30 protein-coding genes are annotated in these 25,021 nt (G+C 64.7%); 8 read left to right on the forward strand and 22 right to left on the reverse strand.

The genetic code is table 11. The features are described from left to right. Positions 1-11 precede the first annotated feature (11 nt). From KY49_RS16895 to KY49_RS16930, 13 genes are all read right to left on the reverse strand, one after another. On the reverse strand, positions 12-242 hold the full coding sequence (locus KY49_RS16895) for a hypothetical protein (protein WP_156162551.1): 231 nt from the start codon (positions 240-242) through the stop codon (positions 12-14). Positions 243-322: 80 nt separating this feature from the next. Further along, positions 323-526, reverse strand: coding sequence for a hypothetical protein (locus KY49_RS37405; protein ID WP_156162552.1), 204 nt, complete (start codon positions 524-526; stop codon positions 323-325). 20 nt (positions 527-546) lie between these two features. Beyond that, the gene (locus tag KY49_RS37410) at positions 547-852 is read right to left on the reverse strand and encodes a hypothetical protein (RefSeq protein ID WP_156162553.1); all 306 of its coding nucleotides are present in this window, start codon (positions 850-852) and stop codon (positions 547-549) included. A 43-nt stretch (positions 853-895) separates the two neighbouring features. Further along, positions 896-1,534, reverse strand: coding sequence for a DUF2026 family protein (locus tag KY49_RS34585; protein WP_052495740.1), 639 nt, complete (start codon positions 1,532-1,534; stop codon positions 896-898). 472 nt (positions 1,535-2,006) lie between these two features. Beyond that, complete coding sequence (locus tag KY49_RS16905; protein ID WP_042585731.1) at positions 2,007-2,600, reverse strand: hypothetical protein; 594 nt, start codon at positions 2,598-2,600, stop codon at positions 2,007-2,009. 138 nt (positions 2,601-2,738) lie between these two features. Beyond that, positions 2,739-2,885 carry a hypothetical protein gene (locus KY49_RS37415; protein ID WP_156162554.1) on the reverse strand — a complete coding sequence of 49 codons (147 nt, stop codon included), beginning with the start codon at positions 2,883-2,885 and terminating at the stop codon, positions 2,739-2,741. A gap of 13 nt (positions 2,886-2,898) precedes the next feature. After that, the gene (locus KY49_RS38175) at positions 2,899-3,150 is read right to left on the reverse strand and encodes a hypothetical protein (RefSeq protein ID WP_042585888.1); all 252 of its coding nucleotides are present in this window, start codon (positions 3,148-3,150) and stop codon (positions 2,899-2,901) included. 104 nt (positions 3,151-3,254) lie between these two features. Continuing rightward, positions 3,255-3,617, reverse strand: coding sequence for a hypothetical protein (locus KY49_RS37420; RefSeq protein ID WP_156162555.1), 363 nt, complete (start codon positions 3,615-3,617; stop codon positions 3,255-3,257). A 16-nt stretch (positions 3,618-3,633) separates the two neighbouring features. Then, positions 3,634-3,873, reverse strand: coding sequence for a hypothetical protein (locus KY49_RS16915; protein WP_042585732.1), 240 nt, complete (start codon positions 3,871-3,873; stop codon positions 3,634-3,636). Beyond that, the gene (locus tag KY49_RS37425; RefSeq protein WP_156162556.1) at positions 3,849-4,121 is read right to left on the reverse strand and encodes a hypothetical protein; all 273 of its coding nucleotides are present in this window, start codon (positions 4,119-4,121) and stop codon (positions 3,849-3,851) included. Before KY49_RS37425 ends, KY49_RS16915 begins: the two co-directional genes overlap by 25 nt. A 200-nt stretch (positions 4,122-4,321) precedes the next feature. Further along, positions 4,322-4,720, reverse strand: a complete 399-nt coding sequence (locus KY49_RS16920) for a PIN domain-containing protein (RefSeq protein ID WP_038740790.1) — start codon at positions 4,718-4,720, stop codon at positions 4,322-4,324. Further along, positions 4,717-4,962: an AbrB/MazE/SpoVT family DNA-binding domain-containing protein gene (locus KY49_RS16925; protein ID WP_042585733.1), complete on the reverse strand. Its 246-nt coding sequence runs from the start codon at positions 4,960-4,962 to the stop codon at positions 4,717-4,719. Before KY49_RS16925 ends, KY49_RS16920 begins: the two co-directional genes overlap by 4 nt. 88 nt (positions 4,963-5,050) lie before the next feature. Next, the gene (locus tag KY49_RS16930; protein WP_042585734.1) at positions 5,051-5,710 is read right to left on the reverse strand and encodes a site-specific integrase; all 660 of its coding nucleotides are present in this window, start codon (positions 5,708-5,710) and stop codon (positions 5,051-5,053) included. 595 nt (positions 5,711-6,305) lie between these two features. On the opposite strand from KY49_RS16930, the gene rbsK reads away from it, so the two are divergent. The 3 genes from rbsK to KY49_RS39025 are packed head-to-tail and all read left to right on the forward strand — an operon-like array spanning position 6,306 to position 8,790. After that, on the forward strand, positions 6,306-7,232 hold the full coding sequence (rbsK, locus tag KY49_RS16935) for a ribokinase (RefSeq protein ID WP_042585735.1): 927 nt from the start codon (positions 6,306-6,308) through the stop codon (positions 7,230-7,232). Positions 7,233-7,282: 50 nt separating this feature from the next. Continuing rightward, positions 7,283-8,656, forward strand: coding sequence for an L-fucose:H+ symporter permease (gene fucP / locus KY49_RS16940; RefSeq protein ID WP_042585736.1), 1,374 nt, complete (start codon positions 7,283-7,285; stop codon positions 8,654-8,656). Between the two features lie 2 nt (positions 8,657-8,658). Then, on the forward strand, positions 8,659-8,790 hold the full coding sequence (locus KY49_RS39025; RefSeq protein ID WP_256109763.1) for a hypothetical protein: 132 nt from the start codon (positions 8,659-8,661) through the stop codon (positions 8,788-8,790). Positions 8,791-8,806: 16 nt separating this feature from the next. On the opposite strand, the gene deoR is transcribed toward KY49_RS39025, so the two are convergent. Next, entirely contained in the window at positions 8,807-9,577 is a 771-nt protein-coding gene (deoR, locus tag KY49_RS16945; RefSeq protein ID WP_042585737.1) for a DNA-binding transcriptional repressor DeoR, read from the reverse strand. 138 nt (positions 9,578-9,715) lie between these two features. Here deoR and deoC point away from each other — a divergent pair, with 138 nt between their 5' ends. Next, on the forward strand, positions 9,716-10,396 hold the full coding sequence (gene deoC, locus KY49_RS16950; protein WP_042585738.1) for a deoxyribose-phosphate aldolase: 681 nt from the start codon (positions 9,716-9,718) through the stop codon (positions 10,394-10,396). A gap of 105 nt (positions 10,397-10,501) precedes the next feature. On the opposite strand, the gene KY49_RS16955 is transcribed toward deoC, so the two are convergent. Continuing rightward, positions 10,502-11,461 (reverse strand): ATP-binding protein, encoded by a 960-nt coding sequence (locus tag KY49_RS16955; protein ID WP_082062402.1) that lies wholly within the window; start codon positions 11,459-11,461, stop codon positions 10,502-10,504. 172 nt (positions 11,462-11,633) lie between these two features. On the opposite strand from KY49_RS16955, the gene KY49_RS16960 reads away from it, so the two are divergent. After that, a complete protein-coding gene (locus KY49_RS16960; RefSeq protein ID WP_082062403.1) occupies positions 11,634-12,434 on the forward strand; it encodes an AraC family transcriptional regulator in 801 nt (266 codons plus the stop codon). Between the two features lie 27 nt (positions 12,435-12,461). On the opposite strand, the gene KY49_RS16965 is transcribed toward KY49_RS16960, so the two are convergent. Continuing rightward, complete coding sequence (locus tag KY49_RS16965) at positions 12,462-12,947, reverse strand: anthrone oxygenase family protein (protein ID WP_042585739.1); 486 nt, start codon at positions 12,945-12,947, stop codon at positions 12,462-12,464. Positions 12,948-13,131: 184 nt separating this feature from the next. On the opposite strand from KY49_RS16965, the gene KY49_RS16970 reads away from it, so the two are divergent. Continuing rightward, the gene (locus tag KY49_RS16970; RefSeq protein WP_042585740.1) at positions 13,132-13,803 is read left to right on the forward strand and encodes a TetR/AcrR family transcriptional regulator; all 672 of its coding nucleotides are present in this window, start codon (positions 13,132-13,134) and stop codon (positions 13,801-13,803) included. 88 nt (positions 13,804-13,891) lie between these two features. Here the strand turns inward: KY49_RS16970 and KY49_RS16975 are convergent, their stop codons facing one another. From KY49_RS16975 to KY49_RS17000, 6 genes are all read right to left on the reverse strand, one after another. Then, on the reverse strand, positions 13,892-14,746 hold the full coding sequence (locus tag KY49_RS16975) for a 3-hydroxybutyryl-CoA dehydrogenase (RefSeq protein WP_042585741.1): 855 nt from the start codon (positions 14,744-14,746) through the stop codon (positions 13,892-13,894). Positions 14,747-14,779: 33 nt separating this feature from the next. Further along, complete coding sequence (gene bktB, locus KY49_RS16980; RefSeq protein WP_010091542.1) at positions 14,780-15,976, reverse strand: beta-ketothiolase BktB; 1,197 nt, start codon at positions 15,974-15,976, stop codon at positions 14,780-14,782. Positions 15,977-16,019: 43 nt separating this feature from the next. Further along, complete coding sequence (locus KY49_RS16985) at positions 16,020-17,693, reverse strand: electron transfer flavoprotein-ubiquinone oxidoreductase (protein WP_042585742.1); 1,674 nt, start codon at positions 17,691-17,693, stop codon at positions 16,020-16,022. Between the two features lie 30 nt (positions 17,694-17,723). After that, a complete protein-coding gene (locus tag KY49_RS16990; protein ID WP_042585743.1) occupies positions 17,724-19,514 on the reverse strand; it encodes an acyl-CoA dehydrogenase in 1,791 nt (596 codons plus the stop codon). Positions 19,515-19,687: 173 nt separating this feature from the next. Further along, positions 19,688-20,827: an AraC family transcriptional regulator gene (locus tag KY49_RS16995; RefSeq protein WP_042585744.1), complete on the reverse strand. Its 1,140-nt coding sequence runs from the start codon at positions 20,825-20,827 to the stop codon at positions 19,688-19,690. Beyond that, positions 20,827-22,464 (reverse strand): AMP-binding protein, encoded by a 1,638-nt coding sequence (locus tag KY49_RS17000; RefSeq protein ID WP_042585745.1) that lies wholly within the window; start codon positions 22,462-22,464, stop codon positions 20,827-20,829. Before KY49_RS17000 ends, KY49_RS16995 begins: the two co-directional genes overlap by 1 nt. 523 nt (positions 22,465-22,987) lie before the next feature. On the opposite strand from KY49_RS17000, the gene KY49_RS17005 reads away from it, so the two are divergent. Then, entirely contained in the window at positions 22,988-23,737 is a 750-nt protein-coding gene (locus tag KY49_RS17005; RefSeq protein WP_042585746.1) for an SGNH/GDSL hydrolase family protein, read from the forward strand. Positions 23,738-23,895: 158 nt separating this feature from the next. Then, complete coding sequence (locus KY49_RS17010) at positions 23,896-25,002, forward strand: AraC family transcriptional regulator (protein ID WP_042585747.1); 1,107 nt, start codon at positions 23,896-23,898, stop codon at positions 25,000-25,002. Positions 25,003-25,021 lie beyond the last annotated feature (19 nt).

Raw genomic sequence — 25,021 nt, forward strand, 5'->3', positions numbered from 1 at the left:
TGGACACCCCCTCACCTTGGTAACCGCGACATCTTGGACAAGTTGATGGCGATTATAGGTGGCCTCAGGTTATAGGGGCAATCCACACTGACCCGCAACCAGGTCACGAAGGCATAGACCAGCAGCGCAAGCGCGCAAACGGTGCAGACCTGCGCTGCAAGTCGGCTGTGCCAGGCGCCGAGGGCTTGGGCCAGAGCCACGAGAAAGAAGACCACTGACCAGAACGCCGGGTTCTTAAACATTCGCATCGCCGCGCCCTTTTCCATCAATGTGAACCCACGGCGGACGTGAGGCTAACCGCTCCGAGGTTCATCATGTTTTCCTAGTCCTTCATCACGCCCCACTCAAGGTCGGCTGGCGCCGCCCCGAGTCGACGCGAGAGGCGGCGCTTTGCATTCTTCACTTCCTTGGGCATCGAGAGGATGCTCACCGTTTCGGCCCTACCGGATTCATTCCAGCGTGGATCGCTCTTCGAGCTGATCCACCAAGAACCGGGGCGGCTCAACACATCCGACAGCAGTCCCATGTCTTTCTCCGTTTTCCGAGTCACCAGCGCGCGCCGTTACGAGATTCAAACTCCGCACCGAGGACAATGGGCCGCCATTTGTACGGGATTCGATTCTGCTTCAAATAACGTCGTACCCCGTTCCACTGACGATGCCCAATCAAGTGCTCTACACAACCGCGTGGGACAGCGCCATCTTCACCGCCTGACATGTCTGCGCAGCCGAAAATCCTGTAGAGAGAATTCTCGCTTTTCAACTGGATGCCAATATTGGCGCTTGCGTTGTTGCCGGTGAGAAGTTGCCTATTCGATTTACCCATACTGTCCTCACTCTTCTGATTCGTCACGGTTATCTTATGTGGCGCACAATCCACGCGTTTTCCGTTTGTTTTACCAGACCCCTGAAATCTGCGGAGCATCGAGCGTCAAGGTCATGACTCTCCCGAGATCATTCCCGATGGTCATCTTGGACTCGATCTTCCTCGGAGGCTTTCGATACCAGTGTGCCGCTATTCCAATGAGGTCCTTGACGTCGTTGCGCTGTATGTTCTTTGTCAAAAGCTCTCGAGTAAGATCCATGTTCGAGTTCAGGTAGAAGTCGCCTGGCGACTTTAAGGCTGCAAGCCCCTCGGCCATACTGCTAAGCGGCTTCTGAAACATCCTTCGATCACGGACCCCTGTATATCCCGAGTGCTTGGCCATTTCAGGAAACAATGGCGACGTAAAGTCGAGGCACCAGCCGTCGGCTTCCACCCAGCAGTGAAATCCTTCCCTCGAGCTCAACTCAAACTGCTGCGTCGCATCGGCAATCGCCAAGACACGATCACTCGCATCGAGTTTATAGAATGCCGCACCAACGATAGGGCGAGCACCGATGCCGTAGTGAGTGTTCAACAGATGGGCACCCGCGATACTGAAGAAAACGCAGCTTTTCGACGTGTCCTTTCCGACCTCGCGAATGATTCCGTGCGCAACCTGGAAAATGCGCTGATAATCGACCAGAGGCAAGAGGTTTGTGGCTCGCTTCATTCTAAATGCTTTCCGTGCCGTAATTAGAAGTCGACCGACATCCCCGTTTCCCGTCCTACGCGGTCGGGGTATCCCTTTCGATCATCTGTTCCGCTTTCTCATTGTTCTCGGCAAAGAATACATGGCTCAATGCCGCGTCCCACGCCTGGCTTTGGGTCCTGTTGACCTGAGCGTTCTCGCGAGTTGGATATGACCACACAACACCGCATGACCTGGCGACAGGACAACGCCTGACGTCGTCTTCAATCGCGCCTGCCTGAATCCAAAGTAATAGGGCATCACGAACGTCCTTTCCAGTTTTCCTATCTGTGCCTCAAAGTCTTTCCCACACCCGTCGCACTGTACGGATGCGTAAAATTCCTCGTCCCTGTCGCTCGCCGTGTCAGTCGACGATTCCTGCATGTCGACATGCAAATTCTGGTCGACAAATGCACCACACGGACACGAAAATGCTACGTTCAGTTCCATGTTTTCATGTCCGCATCCGCGCCTTCAGGTCGGCGATCTGCTGTCCGACGGCCAACGTCTGACGGACATACTCCGTGAGCTGCGGGACCATGCCCTCGAAGTGATTCGACTGCCCTTGGCGTGCGGCCGGCAGGTTGATCCATCTCACGCCCTTCTCCTGTAGATGAATCTCCATCATGCGGAAATAGGAGCGGTGCGCGGAATTGCGGTAGGCCAGCACCTCGAAGTGCCACTCGCTGTCGAAAGCGGCGACGAGGATGGCTTTGACCTCATCCCAGCCCGTCACATTGCTCTTCGCCTGACGGATCACCGTCATCGCAACCTTGTCTTCAGCGTAGCCGAGGCGAAACGCGGTATTGACCCACTGCTGGAATAGGTCCCATGCCCCGCAGAGCTCCCAGAAAAACGAGCGCAGATGCCACTGGAGGGCGTTCACGTCGGGCTCCCCATCGCAGCGCTTCAGCATCGCCGTGATCTTCGCGAGCGCCTCTTCAGCGCCGCTGATCGAGACGCGGGCGAGGTGATGTGCGTCGACGTCGGGGGCCGACTTTAGGTCGTGGTGGACTTCAAATGCAGGAGGTCTCGGTGTGTCGCTCACGGGCTGCTTTTCCTTGTGCCGGCCAGACCGGCGTTTTCCAAGTCGTCTTGCTGATCGGCGCGTCAACCGTACACGATCAACAGTGAAGGGAAGTTGGTTAGGCGCTCGGTCCATGTTTTCTATTGACAAGTTTTCCTATTAAGCGGCAAAGGCAACGACGCCGACCATCATCGCGCAGACTAGCGGCACGAAAGCGAGCTTCCGCCTGCCGCGCAACAGACACCAAGCGCCGACGCCCGCGAGCGTAATCGCTTCGATGCCTTGAACAAGGTTCCACACGTGCATGTCCGTTTTCCGATCAGTTTCCAACGAGGCGCTTACACGCTGCGAGGCTGCTTGGGCCGCTCTGGCCATACGCATCGAAGCGCCGGGTCTGGCCCAAGTGCCGAAGTTCTTCTCGCCCTAACGCCTCGAGGTCACCTGCAATTCGGTCGCCAACCGCGATGTCAATATCAGCCATCGACTCGAAGACAACAAAGTCGCCTTCGTCAATCTGGACAACAAACATACCGCGCCTCTGGTTCGTGACGACGACAGTTCCTTCTTGCATCCTTTCCCCCTGTTCTCCGAGGCTCATTTTGATTTGGCGGGCGTCGCCCAGTTCGGCGTCGGCATCTCAAACGGCGTGGTCGCTAAGCGGGTGACTCGGCCATCCTAGGCGAGATACAGCAACTCTGGAAAGGTCCTAAATTCGTCGAGCTTCCCGTCCGCATAGTGGCCATTCTTCATGACCATAAGGCAATCTTTCGACGCATGCCAATCCAAAATAAGATCCGCCCCGTCCTTCAGTCCCGGCGTGTAGGGTCGTGGCCATGGAGGAGGCGTATCAAACCGAACCCATAGGACCTCGCCGTCCGTTACAGCATAGATTGCCCGAGGGTAGCCGGGGGGCTTATATTGCACATCTTCGATTACGTAGGGTTGCAATCGCGCTCCTTCCGGTATTTCTGTGCATACTGGGTTTGCATATCCCAGAACTGGTAGCCAGAACACCAGCCACACCAGCCGCGTTTTCATATCGTTTTCCGATTTATTAGTGATGGACCGCGTACATTGCGTTGGGGAATTGGAGAAGAAATCCCACGCTGATTAAAGCGATGCCAACCCTCGATAGACGTTGGTAGCGATGAATTTCGGGCGTCGTCTCGAAGTCGGTGTACGCTCCTGATTCGAGAACCTCGATATTCGGCAGCCCAAAGCGGTACGTCATCACGCCCCCGACAAAGCCACAGACCACTCCGACGACGTTCAGCCAAGCGAGCGCATGTGCCATCTACACTCTCCGGTTTCGGTTCTCATCGATAGATTGTTATTCCGACTGCACCAGTTGCAAAGTAGGGCTCCACCTCGGCGAGACTGAAGCGCTGTTTCATTTTTTTGCTTGATTTTCTTCTCGCAATCGAGCCAGTCAGAACCCACACCAACGATCTTCCAGATCGTCATGGTCGGTTTGTAACGCACTGTTTGTCCAATCTTGTAGTTGTTGGTCTCGGGCGGGTTGGTTTTGGTGTCGTCGCTCATTTCGTCTTCATCTCTTGATGATGATCGTGTTTTCCTATCGCACCGTGCCGTTTTTGCAGTGACCACACCACATGCCCTTGCTGGCGCTGCACACCGCGGGTCTGCCGCAATGCGGGCAACGGATGCTTGTCGCTCCGAGCGTCGATCCTATGTACTTCATGCGCTTTCCTTGGTTTCCTGTTTATCGGCTTGCACGGTGATTACTTGATCAACTGCATCCCTGCGACCTTGGCAGCCCCGACATCAAAGGTAGCTGTGTACTCGCAATCGGCTGCGTGGCCGGAACGCTCGATCAGGCAGTCTGCAAAATCCGCCTTTGAAGATGCCGCGTACACGCGAAGTGCCTTTCGCACCGTGTCCGCACCTTCAACGGCCAGTTCCTTGGTGCCGATCATCGAGTCGATGATGTCCTTCATCTGCTCGCGCTCGACGCCATAGCATCGCCCGAGTACCCACACAACTTCGACCAAGGCGACCTGCGAAACGTATCCCGGCCGCTCGGCCGACAGGGACTCCATCAGCGCCGTCGCCTTCCTCGACTGTACGGCGTCGTCCTGGGCGAAGTAGCGGACCAGCACGTTCGTATCCAATCCGATCATCTCGCGGATGCTCCTTGGTCCGCGATGGCCCGATTCATTTCCTCGATCGACACCGGTTTCGCGGGCTTTTTCACGATGCCCTTGAGCGACGCAAGCGAGCGCGTGGCCGGGTAGACCTCATACCTGCCCGTTGCCTCGTTAAGGCTGAACTCGATCCGGTCGCCGGCCTGCAGACCAAGCTGATTGCGCACGTCCACGGGAATCGTGACCTGACCCTTTGAAGTGATGGTTGCTGCTGTCATGATGACACCTCCGATATTCCTTACTTTAAGGTAAGGCGTGCGGTAACGCAAGGGCAAGATGGATGTTAGACAAGCGAGTCGCCCCGTCTCAAATCACCCCTCTTACAATCGCCGACAGGCGCACCGGATCGCCGTCGATGAGGTTCTTAACGGCAGACAGGCTCGAAACTCCGATCAGTTCCTGTATGAGCTTCAAGGAGCGACCGTCACGATGGAGGCGCACAGCGAATGTCCGTCGCGCAGCCGACGCGTTGCCGCCCTCGATGCCAGCTTGCTGATGCAGACGCCGGACAATTTCTGTCAGCGTTTCACACGAGTAGCTGATCGCGCCGCTACCTGTAATGCGCCGTGTGAAGGTGAACGGCTCACCGTCGCTCGACATGAATAGCGGCCCACGCGGGTCCAGCCCGCGATACGCTGCCGCAGTGGTTGTGACGCCATGCCGCGCCGCGAGCCGGTACGCGAGGTAGTCATCAATCGCCTGGCAAGTCCTCGTGTTCGCCCATATCAACTGTCGAACTTTGCCGTTGAACGCAATTTCGGCGCGAATAGCAGAGTCAACGCGCACAGCTCCGTTCGCCTCCAAATAATCCGAAACAAGTAGCTTTGCCGCCTCGTTCGGCATCAGCCCTGTGCCGTAGAAAAGGAGCAGAAGCGCTACGTCACGAACTGGACTATGTCCCGTCACAGCGGCGACTTTGAGCGCGTGGCGAAGCTGATGAGGTTCAATTACTGGAGGTTTTGACATCGCGTAACTCCGAGGAGTTGGTGCTGAATTCTCGGTCATTTTACGAGGATGTCTGCCCGTGCCAGCGGGCAAACCAGGCCGACAGCCGCAAGTTCCCTCACCTCCTCGGAAAAACCGGCGCAGCCGATCACCGCGCCGAAGACATTCCCGCCAATCAATGCCTAGCAAGGCTCAGCAGGGAATCGCGCTTCAACAAAAGTTGTGTCTAGCGGCGGGACTGCGTCAACTCAAGTTGTAACCCGATACGCGGTTTCAACTCATGTGGTGTCGCAATGGTCGATCGGCGGGGCCTCCTGGGCGGGCGCCCGCCGGCGCTGGCCAACTCACCGCGCCGATCTTGCCGCCGTGGATTAGCCGCGAACCCAGACCTGGCAAGGTCCGATGTCCGGCGCCCGCGTGCTGCAGGGGGCCGGGGAGAAGCGAGCGCTCGATCGGCACAACTTTAGTTGTGTGAGCGGTGCGACGGCAATGCCCGTCCGTGATACCCATCACATATTAAGATTGCATTTTCACATTTTGTGTGATTTTATTATCATCCATGCGCGGACCACCCTTCCCCGGCATCCGCCCCAAATCATTCCAAGGAAAACAACGCATGGAGACAATCGCGGTCATCGGCAGCAACATGGTCGACCTGGTGACCTACGTCACCCGCATGCCCATGCGCGGCGAAACGCTCGAAGCACCCGGCTTCGAGCTCGGCTGCGGCGGCAAGGGCGCGAACCAGGCCGTCGCGGCCGCGCGCCTCGGCGCACGGGTCGTGATGGTGACGAAAGTCGGCGACGACGTGTTCGCCGACAACACGATCCGCAACTTCGCACACGCCGGCATCGACACCGAGCACGTGCGCAAGGTGCCCGGCGTGCCGAGCGGCGTCGCGCCGATCTTCGTCGAGCCCGATTCGAGCAACAGCATCCTGATCGTCAAGGGCGCGAACCGCCACCTGAAGCCCGCCGACATCGACGCGGCCGCGCCGAAGCTGCGCGAATGCGCGCTGATCGTGCTGCAGCTCGAGATCGAGCTCGACACCGTCTATCACGCGATCGCGTTCGGCGCGCGGCACGGCATCCCGGTGCTGCTGAATCCCGCGCCGGCAGTGCCCGACCTCGATTTCGAGCGAATCCGCCCGGTCGAATTCTTCGTCCCGAACGAAACCGAGCTCGCGATCGTGTCCGGCATGCCCGTCGATTCGCCCGAAACCGCCGCGCGCGCCGCCGCGTCGCTCGTCGAGCGCGGGCTCAGGCAGGTGATCGTCACGCTCGGCGACAAAGGCTCGCTGCTCGTGTCGCGCGACGGCGTGCGCCACGTGCCGGGCGTCAGCGTCGACGCGCGCGACACCACCGGCGCGGGCGACGCGTACATCGGCTGCTTCGCGCGCTACTACGTCGAATCGCGCGACGCCGCCGCCGCGATGCGCTACGCGTCTGCATATGCCGCGCACTCGGTGACCGGCCTCGGCACGCAGAAGTCATATGCCGACGCCGCCACCTTCGAGCGCTTCATGCGCGACGCCGGACTCTGACGGCCGCGACGCGACGTCCAAAGACAAGACAACCCGGGAAGGAGACACCCATGAGCCGAGCCAGAATCGAACCCACACCCGACGGCTATTACCTGAACCGCACGCCCCTGTTCGCGTTCACGCTGCTGTGCTGCCTGTTCGCGCTGTGGGGCACCGCGGCGAACCTGAACGACGTGCTGATCGCGCAGTTCAGGAAAGCGTTCTTCCTGTCCGATTTCGAATCGGCGTTCGTGCAATCCGCGTTCTATCTCGGCTATTTCTTCGTCGCGATTCCCGCCGCGACCGTCGTGAAGAAGTTCAGCTACAAGACGACGATCCTCGTCGGCCTGCTGCTGTATACGATCGGCTGCCTGCTGTTCTTCCCGGCCGCGTCGATGGCGAAGTACGGGATGTTCCTCGTCGCGCTGTTCGTGATCGCCGCGGGCCTGTCGTTCCTGGAAACGGCGTCGAACTCGTACTCGACGCTGATGGGGCCGCGCGCAACCAGCACGCGCCGGCTCAACATCTCGCAGACGTTCTATCCGTTCGGTGCGATGGCCGGCGTGGTCATGGGCAGCTTCCTGATCTTCAAGGAAGGCGACGCGTCGCATGCGCAGCTCGCGGCGATGTCGGCCGCCGACGCGCACCTGCACCAGCTCGCGATGATCCGGGCCACGCTCGAGCCGTACCGGTGGCTGATCGCCGTGCTCGCCGCGGTGTTCGTCGTGTTCGCGCTGACGCCGTACCCGGCCTGCAAGGGCAACGGCTCGGACGCCGCGACGCACCGCGTCGACGCGCGCGGCACGCTCGCGCGCCTCGCCGGCAACCGCCGCTTCGTCGCGGGCGTCGTCGCGCAGTTCCTGTACGTCGGCGCGCAGGTCGGCGTGTGGAGCTTCACGATCCGGCTCGCGATGCAGATCGGCGGGCTCACCGAGCGCGGCGCATCGCGCTACCTGCTCGCGACGTTCTTCGCGTTCTTCGTCGGCAAGCTGATCGCGACGCTCGTGATGAAGCGCGTCGGCCCGGCCAAGGTGCTGATCGTCTACGGCATCCTGTGCATCGCGCTGCTCGCGTACACGATCAGCGTGCGCGACATCACCGCGGTCTACACGGCGGTCGGCGTCAGCATCTTCCTCGGCCCGTGCTGGCCGACCATCTACGGCCTCACGATCGACGGCCTCGGCAAGGACACCGAGTACGGCGGCTCGATCCTCGTGATGAGCATCGTCGGCGGCGCCGTCGTGCCGCTGATCCAGGGGCTGATCTCCGACCACACCGGCGGCAACATGCAGCTCGCGTTCGTCGTGCCGCTCGCGTGCTTCGTCGTGATCGTCTACTACGGCTTCCACTGCCTGCGGCACCTGCCCGCCGCCACGCCGGACGCGGCACCGGCCGGGCATGCGAACGCGCGCTACGCCGACACGCGCAATCCGTCGGAGGCCTGAGCATGCAACGCGAAATCGGACTGCGGCGCGACGATTTTCGCGAAGCGCCGCGCGCGCTGTACCGGACCGACGGGCTCACGGGCTACCTGAGCGCCGAAGAAGCGCGCACCCGGACGGCCGCGCCGCATGCGTGACGTCGCAAGCCGTGCGTCAGGTCACGAGCGCGATGCCGTGCTCGCGGATCGCCGTCTCGTAGCGGCGGCTCAACTGCCCGTCGGAGATCACGTAGTTGAAGTCGGTCAGCTCGGCGAAGTACGCGGCGCGCACTTCGTCGAACTTGGTGTGATCGACGAGCAGGAAGCGGTTCTGCGCGTGCTGCATCACCTTCTTTTTCGCATCGACTTCGTGGAAGTTGAAGCAGGTGACGCCGCAGCGTTCGCTGACGCCCGCCGCCGAGATGAAGGCCTTCGACACGCGGATCGTGTCGAGAATGCCGGATTCGGCAGCCGACTCGAACACCATGTTCTTGCGGTGAAACGTGCCGCCGCACAGGATCACGCTGCAGTGCGGCTTCTGCTGCAGCTTCGCGAACACGTTCAGCGAATTGCAGACGGCGGTGAATTCGAGGTCGTCCGGAATGAAGTCGACGACAAACGGCGTGGTCGAGCCGCAGTCGACGAAGATCGTGTCGCCGGTCTTCACGAACTGCGCGGCGAGCTTGCCGATCCGGCGTTTTTCCTCGGTCTGCCGGTTGTTCTCGGCGCTGATCAGGTATTCGCCGATGTCGCTGCGCTGCGCGGCGAAATGGCGCGTCACGTAGCCGCCGATCAGGCTGACGCCGTGCGGATTGTCGGCGAGATCGCGGCGGATCGTCATTTCGGACACGCCGAACAGCTCGGCGACTTCGCGCAGATGGATCGCGTTCTGCCCCTGCAGCACGTTCATCAGCGTCTTGATCCGTTCGCCCTTCTTCGTTTCCATGCTCGTGCCCTGCTTGCCAGCCGCTCGTCGGGCCGGACGCCAGCGCCCGGCCGAAATGTCGTATTTGTAACAAACCGATGTGAAAACATCAACTTTTCGTGCGGCGGCACCGTCGCACGGCTCAGTGGAGTCTGAAACATGCCGCTTTCCAACGCCCAACTCGCCCAAACCATCGATCACACGCTGCTCGCGGCCGACGCCTGCGACGCGCAGATTCGCGAACTGTGCCGCCAGGCGGCCGAGCACCGCTTCTACTCGGTCTGCGTCAATTCGGCGAACGTGCCGCTCGCGGCCCGCGCGCTCGCCGGCACGGGCGTCAACGTGTGCGCGGTCGTCGGCTTCCCGCTCGGCGCGGGCCTCTCTGCCGCGAAAGCGTTCGAAGCGTCGGCCGCGATCGCGGCCGGCGCAGGCGAAATCGACATGGTGATCAATCTCGGCGCGCTGAAGAGCGGCCGCCTCGCCGACGTGACGGCGGACATCGCCGCCGTCCAGGCCGCGTGCGGCCCGGTGCCGCTCAAGGTGATCCTCGAGACCGGGCTGCTGACCGACGACGAGAAGGTGCGCGTCTGCGAGATCTGCCGCGAGCTGCGCGTCGCGTTCGTGAAGACGTCGACCGGTTTCGGTCACGGCGGCGCGACGCTCGCGGACGTCGCGCTGATGCGCCGCACGGTCGGGCCGGAGATCGGCGTGAAGGCGTCAGGCGGCGTGCGCGACCGCGCGGCCGCCGTCGCGATGATCGACGCCGGCGCAACGCGGCTGGGCACGAGCTCGGGCGTCGCGATCGTGACCGATGCAAGCGCGAGCGACGGGGCTTATTGATTCGATTCGCCGGGCGCGGAGGCTCGGGAATGGCGGTGTGTTCGCTGCGCGCTTGACGAAGCGCGCAGCGGCACTCGGCATCAGATAAACGAAACGACGAGCGGATCACCCCACATGCTGCACGCGGACGAGCCCCTCCGCCTCGACCACATCGAACCGCCCCGCATGATCGAGCACGAACTGCGCGGCGATCCGCCCTGACCGCGCGCCACGTTCGAGCGCCCACTGCAGCGCCGGCTCGCGCGCCGCGCGAATCTGCTCCGCACCGAAGCCGGCGGCGGCCAGGCGGCTTTCGACGACGGCCAGGTACTGGTCCTGCGTGAAGCCGTAGAACGTCACCCGGATGCCGAAGCGCTCGGACAACGAGATCCGCTCCTCGACCGCATCGCCGGGATGCAATTCGCCGTTCTCCGCGCGCGACACGTCCGCGTTGTCGCTCGCGTGCTCGGGCAGCAGGTGCCGGCGGTTCGACGTCGCGTACACGAGCACGTTCGACAGGTCCGTCGCCACCGATCCGTCGAGCACGGTCTTCAGTTCCTTGTATCCGGTCTCGCCCGCCTCGAACGACAGGTCGTCGCAAAACACGACGTAGCGCTCGGGCCGCGCACGAACCAGCTCGACGATCGCCGGCAGATCCTTCAGCCCGTCCTTGCCGACCTCGATCAGGCGCAGCCCATCCTTCGCGAACGCGTGCAGGCATGCCTTCACGATCGACGACTTGCCGGTGCCGCGCGCGCCCGTCAGCAGCACGTGATTCGCCGTGCAGCCCCGCACGAACTGCCGGGTGTTACGTTCGACAACGGCCGCCTGCCGCTCGACGTTGCGCAGCGCATCGAACGCGATCAGCGCCGGCGACGGGATCGGTTCAAGCGGCGCGGCGCGCTGCGGATTGTCGAAGCCGCGCCAGCGGAACGCGACGGCCGCGCCGAAATCGACGTCGATCGGACCCGCGGTGCGAGTCATCGCTTCGAGCGCGGCCGCGATCCGGTCGAGCTTGTGCGCGAGGCCGAACATGAAGCCTTCGGGAGACGGAATCGGTTCCGGCATCCGCGGATCGGCGCTCATTGCCGTGCTCCTCGCGATTGACGCAACCGCGCCGGGAAGCGTTGCGCGACTGCGCGGTGACGAAACAGCGTGATCTTGTTCATAACGTGCGACGGATTAATATCGTTGTAGTCAGCTGACGTGAATCGAAGCGTCATCGTGCCTGCCCGCCAACTGCCTGTCTCACGCCAACATGTCACGACCTGTCGCCAATCGGCCAACCCAGCCCGTGCGCGAGGATGCGCACCTGCCATACGAGTCGACGCCGATGCCCGTGTCCGCGATGGCCGCGTCATATCCTCACGGCGCCTGGATCGCGCCGCATCGCCATCGGCGCGCGCAACTGCTCTATGCGATCGAGGGCGTGATGCACGTGCAGTCCGACGGCGCGTCGTGGATCGTGCCGCCGACGCGCGGCGTCTGGCTCGAAGCGGGCCTCGACCATACGGTGCAGATGAGCGGCAACGTCGAGATGCGGACCGTGTTCGTCGAGCCCGGAGCGGTCGAGCATCTGCCCGGACGCAGTTGCGTCGTCGAAGTGCATCCGCTCCTGCGCGAACTGATCCTCGCGGCAGTCGACGTCCCGCTCGACTATGCGCCCGGCTCGCGCCACGACCACCTGATGCGCCTGTTGCTCGCCGAGGTGACGGCCGCACCGCTGTTGCCGCTTTACCTGCCGTGGCCGCACGACGCACGCCTGCGGACGATCTGCGACGCGCTCGTCGCCGCCCCGGACGACCTGCGCACGGTCGCCGAATGGGCCGGCATCGCCGGCATTTCAGTCAGGACGCTGCATCGCGGCTTCCAGCGCGAGACGGGGCTCGGCTTCCGCCGCTGGCGCGAGCAGGCGCGGCTGCTGCTCGCGCTCAAGCGCCTCGCGCATGGCGAGAAGGTGCTCACGGTCGCGATGGACCACGGCTACAGCAGCCAGAGCGCGTTCTCCGCGATGTTCAAGCGCCATTTCGGCGTGCCGCCGTCGGCGTTCTACGTGTAGGCCGTGCGGTACGATCACGCGGCGGCGCTACCTTGCCGCGAGCGCGGCGATGAACAAGCCGCATGCCGCCGCCGACGCCACCGTGCGCGCGTGATTCCAGACCGTCCAGTCGCGCAGGTAGCGTGCCCAGAACGCGCCCCCTTCCGCGCTGGACGCATCGGTCGCCGAAAGCGCGTCGTTGAGCGGCACGTTGAAGGCCATCGTGACGACGAACATGCCGATCACATAGATCGCGCCGCCCGCGACGATCCATATCGCGCCGGGTTCGCTCCGGTTAAGCAGCGCGAGGATCGCCAGCGCCAGCGACGCCAGCGTCGTGCCGAGAAAGACCGGCATGAACAGCGACCTGACGATGTCGACGTTGATCGCGTTCATCGCGGCGACGCCGGCCGCCGGCGCGAGGCGGCCGAGCGACGTCATCACGAACGTCGAAAACGCGAAATAAACCCCCGCCATCAAGCCGCAGCCGATCGCGGAAAACCACAGCAGGACCAGCGTGACGAGCGCGCGCATGGGTCAGGCGCTCCACACGCCGGTCGCGGCGGTCGCGCGCCACGCGCCCGTTTTGCGTGAATCGCCGACGATGAGGACAGGAAGCGTTGCCATGTGCGTCTCCATTCTGAAAGCGAGAATGTCTCGCGTTTTGAAAACACGATAGACTCTCGCATTTGAAAGATCAAGTTTTTCCGGAGGCGCAATGGCAACGCGAACGGCAACGCGAAAATCGGAGCAGACCGGCAGCGACGACACCGCGAGCGTTCCCGGCCGCGCGCGGCTCGTTCCGGCCCAGCAACGCAGCCGCGAGCGTTTCGAGCGCATCCTCGCGTGCGCGGCCGAGGTGATGGTCGAGAAGGGCTGCGACGCATTCCGGATGAGCGACATCGTCGAGCGGACCGGCATCGCGTTCGGCTCGCTCTACCAGTACTTTCCGGACAAGACGGCCGTGATCGGCACGCTGGCGGAGCGCTACAACGCGCTCGGGCACGAATGCGTGCGGCGCGACCTGTCCCGGATGAAGCGGGTCGAGGACCTGCACGGCACGCTGTGCCGCATCACGGACAGCTATTACCGGATGTTCGCCGACGAGCCGCTGATGCGGGACATCTGGCGCGCGACGCAGGCCGACCGGGCGCTGCAGGCGCTCGACGAGACGGACGGCGCGTTTCTGGCGGGGTTGCTGACGGAGCGGCTGCGGGAGATCGCGCCCGACGCGCGCGATGCGCAGTTGTCCGCGTTCTCGGAACTGACGATGGTGCTGATCGCGGCGGCGGTCCGCTACGCGATCGGGTTGCCGCCGAAGGCGGCAAGGCAGAGGCTGGCGATGTTCAAGCGGACGTTGCCGGTGGATCTGGCGGTGCTTGAAGCGTAGAGGTGATTTGCGCCGATAACGGCAAATCCGGAAAGCATGCATCGCCGCGACGACCGGTCCCCCGGCCCATCGCGACGATGCGGCAGCATCACGCGCTGTAGTCGTACACCCCGCGCCCCGTCTTCCGCCCGAGGCGCCCGGCCGTCACCATCTCGCGCAGCAGCGGGCACGCACGATACTTCGGATCCCCGAAGTCCTTCAGGAACACGTCCATCACCGCGAGGCACACGTCGAGCCCGACCAGATCCGCGAGTGCAAGCGGCCCGATCGGATGGTTCGCGCCCAGCTTCATCCCCTGGTCGATCTCCTCGGCCGACGCGATCCCTTCGGCGAGCACGAAGAACGCCTCGTTGATCATCGGCACCAGGATGCGGTTGACGACGAAGCCCGGCGAATTGCGCACGCCAATCGGCGACTTGTCGAAGCGCTCCGTCAGCGCGCGCACCGCGGCCGCGGTCGCGTCGCTCGTCTGCAGCCCGCGGATGATCTCGACGAGCGGCATCAGCGGCACCGGATTGAAGAAGTGCATGCCGACGAAGCGCGACGGGTCGGCCAGCGGCGCGGCGAGCGCGGTGATCGAGATCGACGACGTGTTGGTCGCGACGATCGCGTCCGCGCGCACCACCGCTTCGATCTGCTTCAGGATGCGCGCCTTCAGCTCGACGTTCTCGGTGGCCGCCTCGATCACGATGTCGGCCGCGGCCAGCCGCTGGTAGTCGGTCGACGTCTCGATGCGCGCGAGCGCGGCGTCGCGCGTCGCGGCGTCGAGCTTGTCCTTCGACACGAGCCGGTCGAGGCTGCCCTTCAGCGTGGCGACGCCCTTCGCGAGCGCCGCGTCGTTGACGTCGATCATCACGACGTTGAGTCCCGCAACGGCCGCGGTTTGCGCGATGCCGTTGCCCATGGTGCCGGCGCCGATGACGCCTACGGTTTCGATTGCCATGACGATTCCTGTGGTCGGGTGCTGAGCGCTCGATTATTGAAGGTTTTCGAAGATCGCCGCAATCCCCTGCCCGCCGCCGATGCACATCGTCACGAGCGCGTAGCGGCCGCCGATGCGCTTCAGCTCATAGAGCGCCTTGACCGTGATCAATGCGCCGGTCGCGCCGATCGGATGGCCGAGCGAGATGCCCGAGCCGTTCGGGTTGACCTTCGCCGGATCGAGCCCCAGCTCCTTCGTCACCGCGCACGCCTGCGCGGCGAACGCTTCGTTCGCCTCGATCACGTCGAGATCGGCGATCGTCAGCCCCGCGCGCTCGAGCGCCTTCTGCGTCGCCGGCACGGGGCCGATGCCCATGTAGGCCGGATCGACGCCCGCATGCGCATACGACACGAGCCGCGCGAGCGGCTTCACGCCCTGCGCGCGCGCCGCATCCGCGCTCATCATCAGCACGGCCGCCGCCGCATCGTTGATGCCCGACGCGTTGCCGGCCGTCACCGTGCCGTTCTCCTTCTGGAACACCGGCTTGAGCTTCGTGAAATCGTCGGCGCTCGCGTCGTTGCGCACGTGCTCGTCGGTATCGAACTGCACTTCACCCTTGCGCGTGCGAATCGCGATCGGCAGGATCTGGTCCTTGAAGCGCCCTTCCGCGATTGCGCGCGCCGCGCGACGATGCGATTCGAGCGCGAGCGCATCCTGGTCGTCGCGCGTGATGCCGTACTTGCGCGCGACGTTTTCCGCCGTCACGCCCATGTGGATCGTCTGGAACGGGTCGTGCAGCGCGCCGAGCATCATGTCGACGAGCTTGCCGTCGCCCATCCGCTGCCCGAAGCGCGCGGCCGGCACGGTGTACGGCGCGCGGCTCATGCTCTCCGCGCCGCCGCCGATCGCGACGTCGGCGTCGCCGAGCAGGATCGTCTGCGCGGCCGACACGATCGCCTGCAGGCCCGAGCCGCACAGCCGGTTCACGTTCATCGCGGGCGTGTGCTGCGCAACGCCGCCGTCGATCGCCGCAACGCGCGACAGATACATGTCCTTCGGTTCCGTGTTCACGACGTGGCCGAACACGACATGGCCGACCGCGTCGCCGGGCACGTTCGCGCGCGACAGCACTTCGCGCACGACCTTCGCGCCGAGTTCCGTCGGCGCGAAGTCCTTCAGGCTGCCGCCGAAATCGCCGATCGCGGTGCGAACGCCGCTCACCACCACCACTTCCTTTGCTGCTTGGCTCATCATCTCTCTCCAGTTCGGTCGCGCACGCATGCGCGGTCACGCATTACATGTTCGGGTAGTTCGGCCCGCCGCCGCCTTCCGGCGTGACCCACACGATGTTCTGCGTCGGGTCCTTGATGTCGCAGGTCTTGCAGTGCACGCAGTTCTGCGCGTTGATCACGAGCCGATCGCTGCCGTCGTCGTTCTTCACGAACTCGTACACCGCCGCCGGGCAGAACCGCGCCTCCGGCCCCGCGTACGTGCGCAGGTTCACGTTCACCGGCACGTTCGCATCCTTCAGCGTCAGGTGCGCCGGCTGGTTCTCCTCGTGGTTCGTGTTCGAGATGAACACCGACGACAGCCGGTCGAACGTCAGCTTGCCGTCCGGCTTCGGATACTCGATCGGCTCGCACTGCGACGCCGGCTTCAGCATCTCGTGGTCCGCATGCTTGTGATGCAGCGTCCACGGCACGTTGCCGCCCATCACCTTCTGCTCGAGGCCGACCATCAGCGTGCCGAGGTACAGCCCCTTCGCCATCCACTGCTTGAAGTTGCGCGCGCGATACAGCTCGGTGTACAGCCACGACTGCTTGAAGGCGTCCGGATACGCATTCAGTTCGTCCGCCTGACGGCCGGCCTGCACCGCATCGAACGCAGCGTCGGCCGCCAGCATCCCGGTCTTGATCGCCGCGTGGCTGCCCTTGATCCGCGACGCGTTCAGGAAGCCCGCGTCGTCGCCGATCAGCGCGCCGCCCGGGAACACCGTCTTCGGCAGCGACATCAGCCCGCCCGCGGTGATCGCGCGCGCGCCGTACGACACGCGCTTGCCGCCTTCGAGGAACGCGCGGATCGACGGATGCGTCTTGTAGCGCTGGAATTCCTCGAACGGCGACAGGTACGGGTTCGTGTAGCCGAGGCCGACCACGAAGCCGACCACGACCTGGTTATTGTCCATGTGGTACAGGAACGAGCCGCCGTAGGTGTCGGACTTCAGCGGCCAGCCGGCCGTGTGGATCACGAGGCCCGGCTTGTGCTTGGCCGGATCGATTTCCCACAGCTCCTTGATGCCGATCCCGTACGCCTGCGGATCGGCGTTCGCGTCCAGCTTGAACTTCGCGATCAACTGGCGGCCGAGATGGCCGCGGCAGCCTTCGGCGAACAGCGTGTACTTCGCGTGCAGCTCCATGCCGAGCTGGAAGTTCTCGGTCGGCTCGTCGTCCTTGCCGATGCCCATGTTGCCGGTGGCGACGCCTTTCACGGAGCCGTCGTCGTTGTACAGGATCTCGGCGGCCGGGAAGCCCGGGAAGATCTCGACGCCCAGCGCCTCCGCCTGCTGGCCCAGCCAGCGCGTGACGTTGCCGAGCGAAATCACGTAGTTGCCGTGGTTCTTGAAGTTGTCCGGCAGCGCCCAGTTGGGCGTGGTGATCGCGCTCTTCTCGGACAGGAACAGGAAGCGGTCCTCGGTCACCTCGACGGTGAGCGGCGCGCCCCGTTCCTTCCAGTCGGGGAACAGCTCGCTGATCGCGCGCGGGTCCATCACCGCGCCCGACAGGATGTGCGCGCCGATTTCCGAGCCCTTCTCGAGCACGCAGACGCCGATCTCGGCGCCTTTTTCAGCGGCGAGCTGCTTGAGCCGGATCGCCGCGGACAGCCCGGCAGGGCCGCCGCCGACGATCACGACGTCGTATTCCATCGATTCGCGCGGGCCGTATTGCGCGATCAGTTCATCTTTGGTCAAAGTTGAGTCTCCTCCTGCCGCAGTTCCCGATCAGAACTGGTCTTCCGTCAACGCGAGCACGCCCTCGCCGCCCTTCGCGCCGACGATCGACGCTTCGAGCCCGCCCGCCTGCACGAGGATGTGTTCCGCGTAGAACTGTGCGATCGCGATCTTCGCATCGAAGAACGCCGGATCGTTCGCGCGGTTCGCCTGCGCCACCACCAGCGCGCGCGCCATCTGCCACCCGCACAGCACCACGCCCGCCAGCTTCAGGTACGGCACGCTGCCCGCGAACACCGCGTTCGGGTCCTGCTTCGTGTTCGCCACCACGTAATCGACCACCGCCGACAGCGAGCGCGCGCCCTTCTCCAGCTGCGCCTTCATCGATGCCGCCGCCGCGCCGTCGAGCTTGGCCAGCGCATCGACCGTCCGACCGATCTCGCCGAGCAGCGCCTTCGCCACCGCGCCGCCGTCGCGCACCGTCTTGCGGCCCACCAGGTCGTTCGCCTGGATCGCCGTCGTCCCTTCGTAGATCGCCAGGATTCGCGCGTCGCGGTAGTACTGCGCCGCGCCCGTCTCCTCGATGAAGCCCATCCCGCCGTGCACCTGCACGCCCAGGCTCGCGACGTCGTTCACCATCTCCGTGCTCCAGCCCTTCACGACCGGCACGAGATACTCGTAGATCGCCTGATGGCGCGCCCGCGTCGCCTCGTCCGGATGACGATGCGCCATGTCGCTGTGCGCGGCCGCCACATAGGCCAGCGCCCGCGCGCCTTCCGTCAGCGCGCGCATCGTGCCGAGCATCCGGCGCACGTCCGGGTGGTGGATGATCGACACCGACTGCTTCGCCGAGCCGTCCACCGGCCGGCTCTGCACGCGCTCCTTCGCGAACGCCGCCGCCTTCTGGTACGCGCGGTCCGCCACGCCGATGCCCTGCATCCCGACGCCGAAGCGCGCCGCGTTCATCATGATGAACATGTATTCGAGGCCGCGATTCTCCTCGCCGACCAGGTAGCCGATCGCGCCGCCGTGATCGCCGTACTGCAGCACCGCGGTCGGGCTCGCCTTGATGCCGAGCTTGTGCTCGATCGACACGCAGTGCACGTCGTTGCGCGCGCCGAGGCTGCCGTCGTCGTTGACCAGGAACTTCGGCACGATGAACAGCGAAATCCCCTTCACGCCTTCCGGCGCGTTCGGCGTGCGCGCCAGCACGAGGTGGACGATGTTCTCGGCCATGTCGTGCTCGCCCCACGTGATGAAGATCTTGGTGCCGAACACCTTGTACGACCCGTCGCCCTGCGGCTCGGCGCGCGAGCGCACCAGCGCGAGGTCGGAGCCGGCCTGCGGCTCGGTCAGGTTCATCGTGCCGGTCCATTCGCCCGAGATCAGCTTCGGCACGTAGCGCTGCTTTTGCTCGTCGGTGCCCGCGGTCAGGAGCGCCTCGATCGCGCCGTCGGTCAGGAGCGGACACAGCGCGAACGACAGGTTCGCCGCGTTCAGCATCTCGATGCACGGCGTCGCGATCAGCTTCGGCAGCCCCTGGCCGTCATACTCGGCCGGATGCTGCAGCCCCTGCCAGCCGCCTTCGACGAACTGGCGGAACGCGTCCTTGAAGCCCGGCGTCGCGCTCACGACGCCGTCCTTCCAGCTGCTCGGATCGCGGTCGCCGTCGACGTTCAGCGGCGCCAGCACTTCGCCGCAGAACTTCGCGGATTCGTCGAGCACCGCCTGCGCGGTGTCGAAGCCCGCGTCCTCGAAACCCGGCAGCTGCGCGACGGCGTCGATGCTGGCCAGTTCCTTCAGCACGAACAGCATGTCCTTGACGGGGGCGGTATAGCTCATGGTCGATCTTCCAATCAGGCGGAAATTAGGGGTTCACCATGCGGTCCGATACGGCAAAATCGGCCATCGAACGGCGATGTCCGGCAGATCGTAACGCCATGTTTCCGAATTCCCATTGTCATATCCGGCCCACCTACTGACAAAATCGGCCACGCCGTCGCCGCGGCCGGACCCTACGCCCGCCGCCGATACGTACCCGGCGTGCTGCCCGTCCAGTGCCGGAACGCGCGATGAAACGCGCTCGGATCGTCGAAGCCGAGATCCGCGCCGATCGCCGCGATCGTGTCGTGGGTGTCGGTGAGCCGCTGGATCGCGATGTCGCGCCGCAGTTCGTCCTTCAGCACCTGGAACGTCGTGCCCTCGGCCAGCAGGTGGCGGCTCAGCGTGCGCACCGAGCAGTGCAGGCTCGCGGCGGCTTCCTCGATCGTCGACAGGTCGGGCAGCCGGCCCGACAGATACTGCCGCACGCGATGGCAGACGAGCTGCTCGCTGAACGATTCGAAGATCCAGTCGCCGGGCGCGCGGGCGAGGAATTTGCGCAGGTTGCGCTTGCTTTGCCGGATCGGCACGTCGAGGTAGCCGGCGCTGAAGCGCATCAGCGTGCGGCTGCAGTCGAACTGCACCGGCCCCGAAAAGAAGTAGAGATGGTCGACCGCATGGCGCGGCCGCGGACACGCGAACTCGACCTGCAGCAGCGGAATCTTCTGACCGATCAGCCAGGAACACACGCCGTGCACGAGCTTGAGCATCAGCTCCTGGCCGAGCGGGCCAAGCGGGCCGAGGGCCGGATTCGGCCGGATCACGACCTGGCCGATCAGGCCATCGCGCTTCGATTCGACGTAGAAATCGTCGAGGAGGATGTGGAAGAACTGACCGAAGCGATGCAGCGCCGTTTCGAGGTTGCGTGCATCGAGCAGGCTGAGGCACAGGTATTTCAGCGTGCCGCCGCGCAACGGGCGCGAGAAGATGCCGGGCATTTCGTCGTCGAGGTCGATCGCAAGCGTCCGGTACAGCGTCGAGAACTGCTCCTCGGTCACGCGCGCATTCGGTTCGCCCTGCAGCTCGCTCGGAATGCCGGCCCCGCGCAGATAGCGCTGGATCACGTCGGGCGGCAGGCCCGCACTCGCGAGGAAACCGTTGACGAGGGAAATCGGCACCGTCGCGCTCGGCGACGCCGACGGTCGGTCAGGCTGGGGGGAACTGGAATCTGGGCCGGTCATGGCGTACGCGTCCAACGAACCGACGGCATTGTACTTGACCCGGCGCCGGCGCACGGCGCTCGCCGCCCCGGCGCCGCGCTGCCGCCCCCGCATCAGTCGGCGTGGCTGAGTTCCCGCCGCAGGATCTTGCCGACGGTCGATTTCGGCAGCCGTTCGACGAAACGGATCACCTTCGGCACCTTGTACGCCGCGAGGTTCGCGCGGCAATGCGCGATCAGGTCCGCCTCGGTGATGACGGCATCCTCCGCCGCGACGACGAACAGCCTGACCGCCTCGCCCGTCCTTGGGTCCGGCACGCCGATGCACGCGCACTCGGCCACGCCCGGGAACGCGGTCGCCACCGCTTCGACCTCGTTCGGGTAGACGTTGAAGCCCGACACGATGACCATGTCCTTCTTGCGGTCGACGATCTTCAGGAAGCCCTGGTCGTCGAACACGCCGATGTCGCCGGTGCGGAAGTAGCCGTCCGCGGTGAACGCCCGCGCGTTCGCTTCCGGCTGCTGCCAGTAGCCGCGCATCACCTGCGGCCCCTTCACGCAGACTTCGCCGGGCGCGCCGATGCCGGCCTCGCGATCGTTGTCGTCGAGCAGTTTCACGTCGGTGGACGGCAGCGGCAGGCCCGTGGTGCCCGTGAACGCGTCGATGGACGGCGGATTGAACGTGACCACGGGCGAGGTTTCCGACAGCCCGTAGCCTTCGCGGATGAAGCAGCCCGTCACGGCCTTCCAGCGCGCCGAGATCACGTCGATCACCGCCGTGCCGCCGCCCGCCGACAGCGTGAGGCGCGACCAGTCGACCTCCTTCAGGCGCGGGTGGTTCGCGAGCCCCGCGTACAGCGTGTTCACGCCGACGAACACCGTTGGCCGCGCGGCCTTCAGCACGTCGATGAACGCGTCGAGGTCCCGCGGATCGGCGACAAGCCAGTTCTCCGCGCCGATCGCGAAATAGGACAGGAAATTCACCGTCAGCGCGAAGATGTGATACAGCGGGATCGCGGTGACGACGACTTCCTCGCCCGGCCGCTGCGCATCGAACACGAACACGCCGAACTGCGCGACGTTCGCGAGCAGGTTGCGGTGCGACAGCGCGGCGCCCTTCGACAGCCCGGTGGTGCCGCCCGTGTACTGGAGCAGCAGCAGGTCGTCGCCGCCGAGCGCGACCGGCTCGCAGGCGAGCCGCTCGCCTGCGGCGAGCGCGTCCGCGAGCGCAATCGCGTTGCGCGGCAGCGCTTCGCGCACGGCGTCGGGCACGTCGACGACGCCGAGATCGCCGCGGCCCACGGTGAGCACGGTGCGGATGCGCGGCGTGTTGGCGATCACGTCCGCGAACGTGCGCGTCGAGCCGCCGCACACGACGATCGTCTCGACGCCCGCGTCGTTGAGCTGGTGCTCGAGCTCGCGCGCGGTATAGAGCGGATTGACGTTGACCTGGACGGCGCCGATCTTCGCGACGGCGATGAAGACGACCGGAAACGCGAGCACGTTGGGCAGCATCACGGCCACGCGATCGCCCTTGCGGACCCCGACGACCTGCTGCAGATAGGCGGCCAGCGCGGTCGACAGGCGATCGACGTCCGCATAGGTCAGCGTCCGGCCCGACGCGCGGAACGCCGGCTTGTCGGCGAACCGGCGCATCGCGTCGTCCAGCAGCGCATTCATCGAGGGATGGCGATCGGCGTCGATCTCGGCGGGGATCGCGCCATACGACGCGCTCCAGTGTCTCTTGATCATGTAGGTATCCTTGTGCGGCCGGCGCGCAGGCTTCGCGCATCGCGGGAACCGCTCCCGGATCGATGCTGGCGCCGCTCGGTCGACGCCCCGTGCCGCTCGGGCGCAGGTCGTCTCACGAATGCCGACTATCGCCCGCCGGCCGTGCTTTGCAAATGATCGACGCGGCCGTAAAGATGATCGAAACGGACACGCATCGGATGTCGTCCCGCAGCCAACGCCGACGCTCATATCGGCCGCCTTTCCGACGCCGTATTCATCACCGGCTCTTTTGCGCGATTTTCCGGATAAAAGCGTCCGCCATTCACGCAACGCGCGTACGACTCGAACGGCGACATCGGAATGCGTGGCGTCGGGACCATTCGAACCACATCAACGCAAGGCTCTTCTCGACGCGCAAGCAAGGTCATCGGAAGATCTTGCGCGACGAGACCGGTATTGCGGCCACGCTGGCCTTTCTGAACGAAGTCGCGTAGCCTCCGCGATTCTTCACTGCGAAAGCGCATCACCTCGATCTTCTTGCTCTATGTTGACGCTATATAAGTACGCGCTTGGCCCGGTCCTGCTGGCTCAGGCACGTTGGTTGCGCAGGACCGCGCTGCGCCTGCCCGAGGCCAACGGTCCCCGCAGAGGAAGCGAGGGCGCGGATGATGGTTCGACGGCGCCCCTGCGCATTCTGGTGGTCGGCGATTCTTCGGCGGCGGGCGTGGGCGTGGACGAACAGGAACATGCACTGGCGCAGCCGGTTGCACGGCTCCTGGCACGCGCCACGGGCCGACGGATCGAATGGCAACTGATCGCGAAGTCCGGCGTCAATACGGACGAGGCGTTGAAGCTGTTGATGCGCAGCACGATCGGGCCGGCCGACTACCTCGTCACGGCGCTCGGCACGAACGACGTCACGTCCCAGCGCAAGCCGGGGCAATTCATCCGCGACTATATCGCGCTCGCGGATCATCTCGGACTGCGAACCGGCGCAGCCGGCATCGTCGTGACAGGGCTGCCGCCGTTGCGCATCCTGCCGGCCGCACCGCATCCGCTGCGGTGGTACCTCGGCCGCTACGCCATTCGACTCGATCGGGCCTTGCGGCGCTGGGTCGACCTCCATCCCGCGCGACGTTACGTGTCGCTCGAGTGGGCCGCGAATCCCGCCGAGATGGCAATCGACCGGTACCATCCCGGGCCGAATCAATATCGTCGATGGGCCGAACTCGTCACCGACAAAATTCTGACGTTGCTCAGCGAGACGAGCCCGCCTCTACACACGGGAAAGTAGTCGACATCGGGCAAAACGGAGCGCCGGCGCCATGCGCGGCGGACGGTTCGACCCACGGGCGGCAGCCGGACTCAGGGTGAACCCTGTGGCGACCCGGCGCATTCGAGGGCAGAATCGCGTACCCGGAATCGGTATCGAATCGGACTCAGGACTCACCCATGCTGCGCGACGCGCCGTTGAAACCGGCCAAGACACGGCCCCTTGGCGATCGGTCGCCCGACGCCGCGCTGCCCGCCATGCTGCGCGAGAAGTGCTTCTCGCCGTCCAAGCTCGCGGTCCTGCTGCAGGTCGCGTCGGACCTGGGGCTCGACGCCGGTGCGGTGCTCGCCGGGACCGATCTCGATCCCGCCGCGGTCGCCGATCCGTTCACGCTCACGTCGTCGCAGCAGTTCCTGACGGCCGCGAGCAATGCGATCCGCGCCTACGGCAACCCGGATCTCGGCGTGCGGGTCGGGCACCGGCTGCACGCGTCGAGCTACGGGATGTACGGCTACGCGATGCTGTGCTCGGAATCGATGGCCCACGCGTTCGACTCGGCCGTCAAATACCACCAGCTCGCGAACCGCATGCTCGAGATTGGCTGGGTCGTGCAGGACGACACGGTGTCGTGGCTGTTTCCCGATCGGGAAACCATGCCGCTGCCCTGTCTCGACGAGCCGCTGTACCGCTTCCTGATCGACATGCAGTTCGCGCTGCACGTGACGATCATCAAGGACGTGATGGGCGCGTGGTGCGTGCCGGCGCGTGCGCAGTTCACGCAGCCGGAGCCGCCGCATGCGGCCATGCTGTCCGACGCGCTCGAATGCCCGCTCGCGTTCGACCAGCCGCGCAACCTGCTCAGCTACCCGGCCGCGTGGCTCACGCGCGCGCCGCAGCTCGCGAACCCGATCACCGCCGCGCAGGTGTCGTCGCACTGCGCGCGGCTGCTCGACGAACTGCGCACCCAGTCGGGCGTCACGCGCCGCGTCTACCAGGAGCTCACGCGCATGCCGGGGCAGTTCCCGGACCTCGACGCGATCGCACAGACGCTGTGCATCACCGCGCGCACGCTGCGCCGCAAGCTCGAGGCCGAAGGTACGTCGTACAGCGAACTGCTGACGAGCGTGCGCAAGGCGCTGGCGATCGACTACCTGAGCACGACCACGCTCAGCACCGAGGACATCGCGGCGACGCTCGGCTTCAGCGACGCGGTGGGGTTCCGTCACGCATTCAAGCGCTGGACCGGCAAGACGCCGAGCGACGTGCGGCGCAAGCGGAGCGCGTAAGCGGAACACATAAGCGGAA

This window comes from Burkholderia sp. MSHR3999 (assembly GCF_000833595.1).
GTDB lineage: Bacteria > Pseudomonadota > Gammaproteobacteria > Burkholderiales > Burkholderiaceae > Burkholderia > Burkholderia ubonensis.